9 protein-coding genes are annotated in these 10,866 nt (G+C 73.0%); 2 read left to right on the plus strand and 7 right to left on the minus strand.

The genetic code is table 11. The annotated features are described in order from the left end of the window. Positions 1-10: 10 nt before the first annotated feature. The 3 genes from AB0B72_RS13025 to AB0B72_RS13035 all read right to left on the minus strand — a co-directional run bounded on the left by AB0B72_RS13025 (position 11) and on the right by AB0B72_RS13035 (position 3,003). Positions 11-1,684 carry a hypothetical protein gene (locus AB0B72_RS13025; protein ID WP_367738831.1) on the minus strand — a complete coding sequence of 558 codons (1,674 nt, stop codon included), beginning with the start codon at positions 1,682-1,684 and terminating at the stop codon, positions 11-13. A gap of 262 nt (positions 1,685-1,946) precedes the next feature. After that, entirely contained in the window at positions 1,947-2,171 is a 225-nt protein-coding gene (locus tag AB0B72_RS13030; protein WP_367738832.1) for a hypothetical protein, read from the minus strand. 187 nt (positions 2,172-2,358) lie between these two features. Further along, positions 2,359-3,003 (minus strand): hypothetical protein, encoded by a 645-nt coding sequence (locus AB0B72_RS13035; RefSeq protein WP_367738833.1) that lies wholly within the window; start codon positions 3,001-3,003, stop codon positions 2,359-2,361. A 17-nt stretch (positions 3,004-3,020) separates the two neighbouring features. Here AB0B72_RS13035 and AB0B72_RS13040 point away from each other — a divergent pair, with 17 nt between their 5' ends. Beyond that, positions 3,021-3,206 (plus strand): hypothetical protein, encoded by a 186-nt coding sequence (locus AB0B72_RS13040; RefSeq protein ID WP_367738834.1) that lies wholly within the window; start codon positions 3,021-3,023, stop codon positions 3,204-3,206. Here the strand turns inward: AB0B72_RS13040 and AB0B72_RS13045 are convergent. The 4 genes from AB0B72_RS13045 to AB0B72_RS13060 all read right to left on the minus strand — a co-directional run bounded on the left by AB0B72_RS13045 (position 3,203) and on the right by AB0B72_RS13060 (position 9,233). Then, positions 3,203-6,967 carry a CHAT domain-containing protein gene (locus AB0B72_RS13045; protein WP_367738835.1) on the minus strand — a complete coding sequence of 1,255 codons (3,765 nt, stop codon included), beginning with the start codon at positions 6,965-6,967 and terminating at the stop codon, positions 3,203-3,205. The genes AB0B72_RS13040 and AB0B72_RS13045 overlap by 4 nt on opposite strands. After that, entirely contained in the window at positions 6,954-7,901 is a 948-nt protein-coding gene (locus tag AB0B72_RS13050; RefSeq protein WP_367738836.1) for a hypothetical protein, read from the minus strand. Before AB0B72_RS13050 ends, AB0B72_RS13045 begins: the two co-directional genes overlap by 14 nt. Then, positions 7,898-8,293: a hypothetical protein gene (locus AB0B72_RS13055; protein WP_367738837.1), complete on the minus strand. Its 396-nt coding sequence runs from the start codon at positions 8,291-8,293 to the stop codon at positions 7,898-7,900. The genes AB0B72_RS13050 and AB0B72_RS13055 overlap by 4 nt, the downstream gene beginning before the upstream one ends. Before the next feature lie 190 nt (positions 8,294-8,483). Next, positions 8,484-9,233, minus strand: a complete 750-nt coding sequence (locus AB0B72_RS13060) for a sulfite exporter TauE/SafE family protein (RefSeq protein WP_367738838.1) — start codon at positions 9,231-9,233, stop codon at positions 8,484-8,486. 318 nt (positions 9,234-9,551) lie between these two features. Here AB0B72_RS13060 and AB0B72_RS13065 point away from each other — a divergent pair, with 318 nt between their 5' ends. Next, positions 9,552-10,736 (plus strand): RCC1 domain-containing protein, encoded by a 1,185-nt coding sequence (locus AB0B72_RS13065; RefSeq protein WP_367738839.1) that lies wholly within the window; start codon positions 9,552-9,554, stop codon positions 10,734-10,736. Positions 10,737-10,866: the final 130 nt, after the last annotated feature.

Here is a 10,866-nt window from a genome sequence, read left to right on the forward strand (position 1 = left end):
CAGGGCCGGCTCAGTGCCCGTCCGCCCGGGCTCGGAGTGGGGCTCCCGCTCTGCGGTACGCGGTGTCTGCTCCAGACCGGGCGCCTCGGAAGAGCCCGGCTCCGTGAGACCGTACGAGTAGAGGCGGGTCCTGACGCGCTCGCCGTCCTCCCCTGACCGGTTGGAGTCGCCGGGAGCCGCCTCGTGATCGGCGCGGGCAGGCGTGTACCTGTCGCCTGTGCCCGGCGTCGTGAGCGACCGCCTCCGCGCCTGGGCGGACGGCCTGCCTCTGCCCTCTTGCTCCCTCGTGTCCATGTGGTGGGGGCCCTCGCCGGGTCGCGGCGCCTGTGGCCCGGCCGCGGGCGGCCGGGGCACCGGGGAAGGCCGCTCGGCCGGGCCAGGCCGTTCCGCCGGATCTGGGCGCTGCGCCGGATCTGGGCGAGAGGCAGGACCGGGCCGCCGGGCCAGGCCGGGAAGCAGGACCAGGCCGCTCCGCTGGATCGGGGCGGGAAGCCGGGGAGGACCGTTCGGCCGGGCGGCCCGGCCCAGCCGTGCGGGCCCGGGAGTCCGGCGAGGCGGCGGGCGTACGGCCCTCTGAGGACGCGGGGGACCGACGGAAGAGGTCCTTTATCGCCGCGCGCACCGCGTCGACCAGTTTGTCGCGCGTATACGACTTGACGCAGGCGATGGCCAGCGCGGGATTCCCCGCGATCATCCCGACGACGAATCCGCACAGTTGCAGGGTGCGTTTGACCCTGCGGAGGAGACTGTCGCCGGGAAGGGCGACACCCACCGCGATCCACTCTGCCGCGTCCGCGGCGAAGCCCGGAGCGCCGAGAAGGCCGGCGCCCGCCTCGACGAGGTTCCCCGTTCTCTCGTGGAGACCGCTCTTCAGCGCGGCGATGACTTGAGCCCCCGCGTCGAAGCTCCCCGCGTCGATGACATGCCAGTCGGAGGTGGCCACGCTCCACACGCTGCCGACCGTGCCGCTTGCCAGTTGCGTGGCGATCGCGTCCACCACGGCCGGCTCCCCACCGCCCTGCTGCCGCACCAGATGGCTGTAGTCGTTCGCTGGGAGCCGGGCCTGTTCGCGGCGCATCTCCCACCGCGACGAGCCGGGGGGACCACCTTCCCGCCGCGTCCGTCTCACCCGCACGATCTCGACGATGGTGCGGCCGGCGTCGGCTTCCGCCCCGCCGCCAGGGGCGATCCGGACTCCCACATCGCCGAGGTCTCGCGGCGGACTCTTCCTGGTCTCCGTTCCCGGCTCAGGTGCGGGCTCGACGGGGCGGCCGTTCACCAGTGGGGCGAGACGGCCCTCGGTCGCGATCTGAATGGCACCGTTCGCGATCCGGAGCCCCCCGGCCACCGCCGACAGCACGACGGCCAAAGTGATCACGTGTGCCCATTCGAAGGGCGAACCCCACACCGCCATCATCGCAACGCCCGTCCCGGACACCACCGCCGAGGGGATGCGGGCTCGATGCCCGCCTCCGAACAGGGCCGACACGGCGTGCAGGAACAACCACGCCGCCATGTACTCCGGCAGGCTCATCCCGAACACGGCGTTCAGGGGCAGCAGAGCGCCCATGAAGAGCCCGAGCAGCGCCAGCCGGACGAGACGGCTCCGGGCCAGCAGAGGGACCACGGCGAGGAGCCAGGCCAGCCAGACCACGTGCAGGACGATCGTGCTCGGCTCCCGCATGGCACCCGCCTCACCGGCGCCCTCCGCAGAGGAGGCGCCGCTGACAGGCTACGGCGCGGCGGCGGAGCCCGGCCTGCCCCGGCTGCCACATACCGCTATCCGTACGCCCGGCATGGCGTCACGGCGCGCGAAGCCGCACGAAGAGTCACCATCGCCGCACGGCGTCACGGCGCGAAGCCGCGCAGAGTCACCACCGGCGAGCGAAGCCGCACGGCGAGCGGCTCTACCGGGTTCGAACCGCCCACGCGGCTTGGCGGCGGAGTCAGCGCGAGTCGCGCAGCCGGTCCAGATCGCTCTCCATCTTCGCCAGGACGCGCTGGTATCCCTCCCAGCCATAGAGCCGGACCAGCTCGGCCTTCATCCGGAGCGTCTCCTCACGGACCGCCTCCGGGCCCTGGCGCTGGAGTGCGTCGAGCGCGTGCCGCGCCCTCTGCTCTCGTTCACCGGTGCCGGGCAGACTTTCGCGTCGGATTTCAGGAGTCGGCATTGAGGCCCTTGCCCTCCGCGTCTGGACGAACGGTGCCTACACCTGACGCGCCGCCCGGGCGGCAGGTTGACGGTGACGTGTAATCGTCTTCACGGATTTATACGGAGCCTCCCGCCGCCTCCGCCGTCTCCCGCCGACTCCTGACGCCTTCCGCCGCTTACGCGAGGGTGCGCGGGGTTTGCCGGCGTTACGAGTCGCCGGCGGGGACGTCCACGGCGATCTCCCCGCCCAGGCGGGCGCCGCCGCGCAGGATCAGGTTGTCGCCGCTCCAGAAGCGGCCGGGGTCGTACCAGTTCGGCCTCTTGCGGGCGGGCAGCAGGCCCATCGCCTCGTAGGTGACGGCGACGACCTCCGCGCAGTAGGCGGTCTCCAGCGCGGCCTCCCGCGCCCCCCGCCTGATCGCAGGGACCCGCCCGCGCAGCCACCGGCCGGCGAGCCGGGCCGTCGAGGGGAACGGCGTGCCGTCCAGCCGGGCGACGGTGCGCAGGACGGCGTCCTCCATCTCCCGGCCGGCGGGCGGGTCGAGCTGGCGCAACCACGCGCGCTGGCCGTACCTGCCCGCCCATACGCGTACGGCGTCGCGCAGGTCGTGGAGCTGGACGCCGCGCTGGTGGGTGCCGGACCACATGTCGGGCAGCGACCGGCCGAGCTCGGCGTGCCACATCAGCGGCGGCAGGTCCTCGATGACGACGGCCATCCCGACATGGTTCACCGGGCTGTTCGTGGTGACCTGGATGGCGCGGTCCGGGACGGTCCGCCCGCGGAACACCCACACGTCGCCGGTCCGGGTCAGGTCGATGGCCTTGTCGAGGCTTATCCGCGTATCGGGCACGGCAGTAGCCTAGGCACATGCGCTGGTGGAAGGTACTGGGTCTGGCGGCCTTCGCGGGCGTCGCCGCGACCGGAGTGGTGATCGCCCGGGGCGAGCGGCGGCGGCGGGCCTACACCCCCGAGGAGATCAGGCAGCGACTCCGCACCAGGCACGCCGAGTCCGTCCGGGCCGGCGCCGGCGAGAGCCGTCAGCCGCCGCCCTAGGCTCCCACGAGGTGGAAGGCCGCCCAGTAATAGGGGCTCTGGAAGGGCCGGTCCGTGGGACGGCCGGAGCGGGACCGTCCGCGGGACTGACGGCGGGTCCCGGTGTCGAGGCCGGTGAGCTCGGCCACTGTGAGCTCGCGCAGCCAGAGCTGGGCCTCGCGCATCGCTTGCACGGGAGATCGGCCCTGGCCGATCATGAGTGCGTAGAAACGCCGCATGAACAGCGCCGTCGACTCGTCCTCCACGCTCCACAAGGTGGCGACCACGCCCGGCGCGCCCGCGCTCAGCAGTCCGGCGGCCAGGCCGATGTACTCGGCCGAGCGGCGGCCGATCGTCCCTGGCACCCCGGTCTGGCAGCCCGACAGGACGGCCAGGCGCGTGCCGCCGAGGTCCAGGCCGCGCAGGTGGGCGGCGGTCAGCAGGAAGCCGTCCGCCAGCGGGATATGCGAGAAGTCCGGCTGGATCCAGTTGACCCCCGCGTGGCAGGCGAAGTGCAGATAGGTGGCGTCCCGGGAGAGAGCGGCGACCGCCTCCCAGGTGACCGCCGGACCGCGTACGACCCGCGCCATGCCCGGGGAGAACTGCTCGACGATGCCATCGGCCTCCGCGGAGGCCCAGGGCAGGTCGCCGAGGGGGTCGCAGAAGACCGTGAGGCGTTGCTCCCCGGGGTCCATGCGGGCGGCCCGGCGGGTCGTTCCGCTCAGCGCTCCGGCGCACGGTGTGTAGGCGATCGGATGGACATCGAGCAGGGTGCGCCCACGGCCTTCGTCGTGACACCTCGCGGCGTGGACCGGCAGGTGCCGGCTCAGCTCCGAACCGGCCAGCCACAGCGTCGTCCCTTCGGGGACGCCGAGGTCGCGCAGCGCCTGTGTGAGCGGGCCGGCGACGGCCTCCCACAACCACGCGGTGATCGCGCCGATCTCCGCCGCCCATACGGCGAAGGGAACGTTCCCGAGCTCCCACTGGCTGCTCTTCTCAAGCCATCGCGACTCGGCGTCCCTGAGTTTCGCCAGGTTGACGCCCGGGAGCCGGACGACGTTCGCTCCGGCCGGCTCAGGTGTCCCGGCTGGGATGACGAACATGGCCGCTTCCTCGTCGCCGACGATCGGCATCACCAGCACGCCGCCCTGGGGAACGGCGGCGCAGACGGAGGCTCCGGTCGGCTCGGTGGCCGTGCGCGACGCCGCCCGCGTCGTGCCGGCCAGGCGCAGTGCCGCGGCCAGTTCGGCGCGCGCCACGGCGAGCCGGCGGGTGATCTGCGGGCCTTCGCCGTTCTCGGCGGCCTCCGGCGTCCGGAGTGCCGCCTCCAGCCCGCGCACCGCGTTCCGAGCGCGGGCCACACGTGATCGGACCGACTCGGGAAGCCCGGTGAGGTCCAGGTCAGGGTCCGCCGCGTCGGCGACGGTCCAGGACTTGCTGCGTTCGAGCAGGGCGAGCGCCCGCGACCAGGCGCCTTCCGCCAGCGCCCACAATGCCAGCATCTGATGGAAACCGCTCACAGAGTCGATCAGGTGGTGTTCGCCGTACCCAGACCCCGCGGAAGCCAGCAGCTCCTCCCCCAGCCGGGCGCCGGTCAGGCAGAGCCTCACGGCCTCGGCGCGCTCGCCACGGCGCCGGCGCAGCAGCGCCAGATGACGATAGACGTCCAGCAGGCCCGCGTCGGGCGGGCGCACGACCTCAAGGGCCTTGGTCAGATGCTTCGCGGCCCGCGCGTGGGCTCCGGCGTCGAATTCCAGCAGCCCGAGGGCACGGTGCACCCCGTATCGCTGTTCGGCGCTCGGGAACCCCCGGAGGATCCTGGCGCCGTGCCTGCGAATCCTGCCGGCGAGGTCGGGGATGGCGACCCCCCGGATGAGCGCGACGGCGCCGATGCTCACGAGGTTGCGCCGCACCAGCGCGACCGCGTCCGGCCTGCGCTGACGCTGGAACGCGGCGAGCGCGCGTTCCAGGTGATCGATGGCCTGCGGCAGGTGACCCGGTTCGTGGTCCACCATGGCGGGGGAGGCATGCGTGAAGCCGATCCTCTCCTGCATGTCGGCCCAGGACCGCTCGTCTCCGGCCTCCTGGTAGAAGCCGGCCAGCTCCGTGTAGTCCGCGAGCGCGTCCCGCGCGTTGATCAGAGGGTGGCCGCGCAGTGACCGGCGCAGCCCGTCCGCGCGCAGGCTGAGCGCGCGGGCCCACTCACGCGGGAAGTCCTCGCGGGTGAACACGCTCAGCGCCTTCTCCGCGTGGTCCGCCACGAGTGCGAGATCGGCTTGCTCCTCCCCCGACCGCCGCCATCGATGGGCCTCCGCCAGGGCCGCGTGTACGGCCGCCCAGGCGGCCGGGCGGCGCACCGGATCCACGCGGGTCAGAGCCTCGTTCAGGATCGCGATGGCGGTGACGACGTCGTCCTGCGGGCGTGCGTCGTCCCGCTCGAGATGGAGACGGGCCAGGTCGACGCTGACCGCCACCCAGACGTCCGGCTCGTCACTGGCGAGAGCCGTGCCGCGTGCGCGTTCCAGGTGGCCGATGGCCCGGATGTTGCCGTAGTCGCGGCCGGTGGCCTCCGCGATCAGTCCCAGCGTCCGGTGGATCTCGGCCAGTGTGCTGCGGGCCGTTCCCGCGCCCGCGTGCCGCAGGGCGGCCTCCGCATGCCGGCGAGCGCGGCGCAGGTCACCGGAGGCGGCGCGGCCCAGATAGGCCGCCGCGGCGGCGGCGTGCACATCAACCCTGACGCGGGCACCGGCTCGCGGGTCCGCGTGGCGCTCCCGGTCGAGGATGTCCACCGCGGTGTCCGCCTCCGCCACGGCTCGATCCAGGTTGTCCGTACGGCTCCCGCGGATTCGCTCGCTGAAGGCGGTGGCGAGCAGTGCCCGCATGGTGGCCTCCGTGAGGGTGTCACCGTTCTCCACGGCGTACCTCGCCACCTCGGCCGCGTGCCCGACGGCCTCCTCGATCGCGGCCGCGCGGTCGCGGGACTGGGACAGGAGCAGAGTCCTGGCCAGCCTGCCCTTCAGCCCGGCCCACACGAGCGTGCCCGGCTCGGCCTGGGCAAGCCCCTCCCGGCACAGCGCCACCGCGCGCTCCGGCGACACCGAGGACTCGGGTTGCAGGAGCTCGGCCAGCAGCAGGCGAAGCTCCGCCGGGACCTGATCGGCACGGTGGTCCGGCGCCGGCCCGAACATGTGGGTCAGCGCCGCCTCCACGCCTTGGGTCCGGGCCCGGGCGAGGAAGTCGACGTGCTCATCGGGGAGACCGCACATCCGCGCCCAGTATTCGGCGAGCGGGGTGAGCAACAGGGCCCGGTCACGCTCCAGGATCGCCTGTTTCCCCGCCCGGTCGGTCGCGTTGCGCAGCGCGGCGACGGCCCGGGTCGTCAAGTGCCGTACGCCGGGCCGGAAGAGGAGGAACCTCATCAGGTCCGCCTCCTGCGACAACGTCGCCATGCGGTCCAGCACCCCGGGAGTGAGCTCGGCCCGCTCGTCGGGGCGCATCCGCCTCGCGAAGGCCTCCGCCACGCCCGCCGACCGGCAGTCCGTGAGCAGCGCCCGATGCCACTCCAATCCGGACGCGACGTCCGGGCCGGTATCCCCTTCGTCCTCCTCGGCCTCGGCCAGCGCGTTCCGCAGGACGATGTCCGCGTACTCCCCCATGAGTTCGGCGGAGTGGCGCTCGACCATCAGCCGTTTCTCCTCAAGGTCCCACTCGTTGACCAGGTCCTCTACGATTTTCACCACCGCGGCCGGGACGAAGACCCCTCGCTCGTCAGGGGGTGTCATGAGCCGACGACTCCTGATGCCGGTAGACGGTCGGGACGGTGACCCCCTGCCGCCACTGCGCGGAGAGGTCGGCCGCCTGCCGCACCTCGGCCTCGAGGTCGGCGGGCAGCGGCAGGCGCAGGGCGGCGATGAGGTCCAGGCGGTGCAGGTCGAAGGCGACCTCCACCGACTCGCAGTACGCGAGGGCCGCCTCGATCACGGCCCGATGAGCCAGCAGCCCGACGCCCGCCGGGACGAGCGTCAGCCAGAACCACCAGCCGGAGCCGGCCAGCAGCGCCCCGGCGGCGACGGCGCTGAGCACGGACATCACCTCAAGGCGCACCGTGGCGTCCAGCGTGTTGCGGCGGTCGTCGACGATCTGCCGCATCCGGTCGCCGAGCACCGGGTACAGCCGGGGCCAGGCCACCACGGCGTCCCAGCCGGACGCCGCCCCCGCCCGGGCCTCGCCCGCCGCCAGCACGTTCCCCAGCGCCGTCGGCCGCACCCGGTCCTCGGCGGGATAGCGCAGGAGAAGCTCCGTACCCGCCTCGCCGAGCCGGTTGAGCCGCTCCGCCGGGACGTCGTCCACGTGCGCGGGGAGCTCGGCCGCCCGGGCGAGCGCGCGGCGCCGTCGACGGTGCCGGCGGCGGAGCGGGCCCGCGAGCCGGTCGAGGCGCGCGGGCCAGTACCCCTCCAGCAGCCGGACCAGCCGCAGCTGAAGCGGCTGAGCGACCAGCGCGGCAAGGGTGATGGCCAGGATCAGCAGCAGCACCTGTCCGGCGTCGAGATCCGCCGCGGTCTTCCAGGCCCGGCTGAAGCGGAGCTCTCCGGGGGCTCCGGACCACAGCAGCACCAGCAGGAACAGCGCGGCGGCGTAAGACGGGAGATAGCCGACGAGGAAGAAGCGCCCGCCGAAGACGTCACCCACCGGCTTGGCCGCTTCGCCGATCCTCATCGCGGACGGTCCAGCGGTCCGTGACCGTTCACGCAGGTCGGGGGGTCACGTGCGTCCACATGGATGCGGTAGGTGATCTGCGAGCACTCCTGGCAGACGTACCGCAACAACTCATAGGCGGAGGAACGGCCCGGGAGCGAAGCGCCGTCTCCGTCCCCCACGCCGCGGAGTCGCCCGGGAGGTTCGACGGCATCACGGCTTGCCGCCCCTACGGCGAACGTACCGGACACCACCGCGATCTGATGGATGCCGTCATTCGCCGCGAACAGCGCCTCCAGCACCTCGGCCGCATCCACGAGGGGAAAACCGGGGGGCAGCTCCAGCCTCGGCGCGTCAGCCGGCGGCGGTCCGGGCCCGAGCAGGACCGAGTAATCACCCGGCTGAAGCGTCACTGAACCTCCCGGCCCGACGCCGATGCGTTTCCAAGGCGGTCCCATCGTCGCCCAGCCGCCGACGGCGCCGCAACCAGGTCGCGCCTCCCTGAGACGCGGCACGGCGCGGCCGTCCGCCGTGATCGCCGGCCTCGTCCTTCCGCTGCTCGTCTGCCCGCCACTCGTCCGCCTGACCACCCTGGCCGGTACGTCAGCCTGTGCGGTAGGCGTCCACGCCGAGCTTCACCGTGACGGCGAGACCGCAGACGGCGGCGACGATCCGCAGGCTCTGGCCGGGAAGCCTGCGGGCGACCGCGGGCCCGATCCGGCCGCCGACGAGGAAGCCGGCGGCGAGCGGCCCCGCCGCCGCCCAGTCCACCGGCCCGAACAGGGCGAACCCCGCCGCCGCCACGGCGTTGGCCATCGCGGAGACCACGTTCTTGACCGCGTTCACCCGGGCGGGCGTCTGGTCGAGCGCCGAGCCGAGCACGGCGAACACCAAGATGCCGCCCGCCGCCCCGAAGTAGCCGATGTAGACGGAGACACACAGCAGCGCGGCGCGCAGCGCCCGTCCCCGCTCTCCCCCGAGCCTCGCGTGGCCCGGCCTCGGCGGCCGGAGGAGCAGCAGCGAGGCGAGCCCGATCAGCCACGGCGCCACCACCTCGAACGCCCGTGACGGCGTCAACAGCAGGAGTGCGGCGCCCGCCGCGCCGCCCAGCGCGGCGACCACCCCGAGCCGTGCGACGAGCCGGCCCTGACCGGCGAGCTCGGGCCGTGACCCGGCCGCCGCGCCGACCCCCGTGAACAGCAACGCGACGGTGTTGGTGACGTTCGCGGTGAGCGGCGGCAGGCCGAAGGCCAGCAGCGCCGGGTACGAGACGATCGACGCCAGGCTCACGACGGTGCTGACCACTCCCGCCAGCACCCCCACCCCCGCCAGCGCGAGCATCTCCACGATCACGGAAGCGACCCAACCACACCGCGCCCCGGCCGTACGCTCCGGGTCGCCGGAGCGACTCGCGGCCTATCTCCATAAATGCCCGCGCCTTTCCGTGTAGACATCTGATCCCTTTTTATCCACTTTCATCCATTAATACCGGTGCATCAGGAAAGGCGGGTTGCCACTATTTGCACCATGCAGGACCGACTATCCGAAGAGCGGTCGGTTCTCCGGTCTGACGTGGCCATTCTGGTAGCGTGCCGAGCGTCTTCCACTCATTCGCGAGCGGCGGGAAAGGCGTCGCAGCGGCATTTCACCATGTTTTTTCGGGGGGAAAGTATGGATACACTTCCGGGCAAGATGCGCGGCGTCGCGACCGTATTCGCGGGAGCCGCGCTGGCGGCCCAGGTCGTCGTCATGGCGGCGATGCCCGCGTCGGCGGCGCAGGCCAACCGCGTGAAGAGCTGGGGCTCCAACACGGCCGGCCAGCTCGGCGACGGCACGCTCACCAACCGGCAGACGCCCGTTACGGCCGCCGGCGCGACCGGCGCCGAGGTCATCCAGGTGTCGGGGGGAGCCGCGCACAGTCTGGGCCTGCTGTCCAACGGGACCATCGAGGCCTGGGGCAGCAACAGCGACGGCCAGCTGGGTGACGGCACCATCACGAGCCACCCCACTCCCGGGACCGTGACGGGCTTGCTGGGCGTCCGGGCCGTCTCGGCGGGCGGCAACTTCAGCCTCGCGCTGCTGTCGGACGGCACGGTCCGCTCGTGGGGCGACAACTCCGACGGCCAGCTCGGCAACGGCAGCCTCGTCGACAGCCCGCTTCCTGTCACGGTCTCGGGCCTGACGGGGGTCGTGGCCATCGCGGCGGGCGCCAACTTCGGCCTGGCACTGCTGTCCAACGGCACCGTGCGCGCCTGGGGCGACAACTCCCAGGGCCAGCTCGGCAACGGGACCCTCGTCGACAGCTCCGTCCCCGTGACGGTGACCGGCCTGGCCAACGTCCGGGCCATCGCGGCGGGCGGCGCTCTGAGCATCGTGGGCAGCGGCCACAGCCTGGCCGCGCTCAACGACGGCACCGGCCGGGCCTGGGGCGACAACTCCAACGGCCAGCTCGGCAACGGCACCCTGATCGACAGCTCGATCCCGGTCACGGTCACCGGCCTCACCGGGGCGACCGCCGTCGCCGCGGGCGGCCTGCACAGCCTCGCCCGGCTGAGCACCGGCGCGGTCCGCGCCTGGGGTGACAATGCCTTCGGCCAGCTCGGCAACGGCACTCTCATCGACAGCTCGGTCCCCGTCGGCGTTCTGCTCCTGACCGACGTCTCGCTCATCACGGCGGGCGCCAGCCACAGCGCTGCCTACCCGGCCACGGGACCGGTCGAGACCTGGGGCCTCAATGACCTCGGCCAGCTCGGCAACGGCACCACCACCAACTCCAGCGTGCCGATCGGCATCCGGACCGGCCGCGTCGGCGTCGTCTCGCTCAACGCCGGCGAGAACCACACCCTGATCGTCTGACCTACCGGTCACCGATCGAGTCGCGGGGGGGGGGGGGGCGCGCCGGGCGGCGGGGGGCGCCCGGGCGCGGGCGGGGGGGGGAGGCACGGCGGAGGACGGAGGAGGGGTGGGTGGGGGTGGGATAAGTGTG

Source organism: Microbispora sp. NPDC049125, assembly GCF_040802045.1.
Taxonomy (GTDB): domain Bacteria; phylum Actinomycetota; class Actinomycetes; order Streptosporangiales; family Streptosporangiaceae; genus Microbispora.

Excerpts from the sequence above, each read along its gene's own strand:
- AB0B72_RS13025 (WP_367738831.1), bottom strand. The coding sequence starts at position 1,684 with ATGCGGGAGCCGAGCACGATCGTCCTGCACGTGGTCTGGCTGGCCTGG.
- AB0B72_RS13030 (WP_367738832.1), bottom strand. The coding sequence starts at position 2,171 with ATGCCGACTCCTGAAATCCGACGCGAAAGTCTGCCCGGCACCGGTGAA.
- AB0B72_RS13040 (WP_367738834.1), top strand. The coding sequence starts at position 3,021 with ATGCGCTGGTGGAAGGTACTGGGTCTGGCGGCCTTCGCGGGCGTCGCC.
- AB0B72_RS13045 (WP_367738835.1), bottom strand. The coding sequence starts at position 6,967 with ATGACACCCCCTGACGAGCGAGGGGTCTTCGTCCCGGCCGCGGTGGTG.
- AB0B72_RS13050 (WP_367738836.1), bottom strand. The coding sequence starts at position 7,901 with ATGAGGATCGGCGAAGCGGCCAAGCCGGTGGGTGACGTCTTCGGCGGG.
- AB0B72_RS13065 (WP_367738839.1), top strand. The coding sequence starts at position 9,552 with ATGGATACACTTCCGGGCAAGATGCGCGGCGTCGCGACCGTATTCGCG.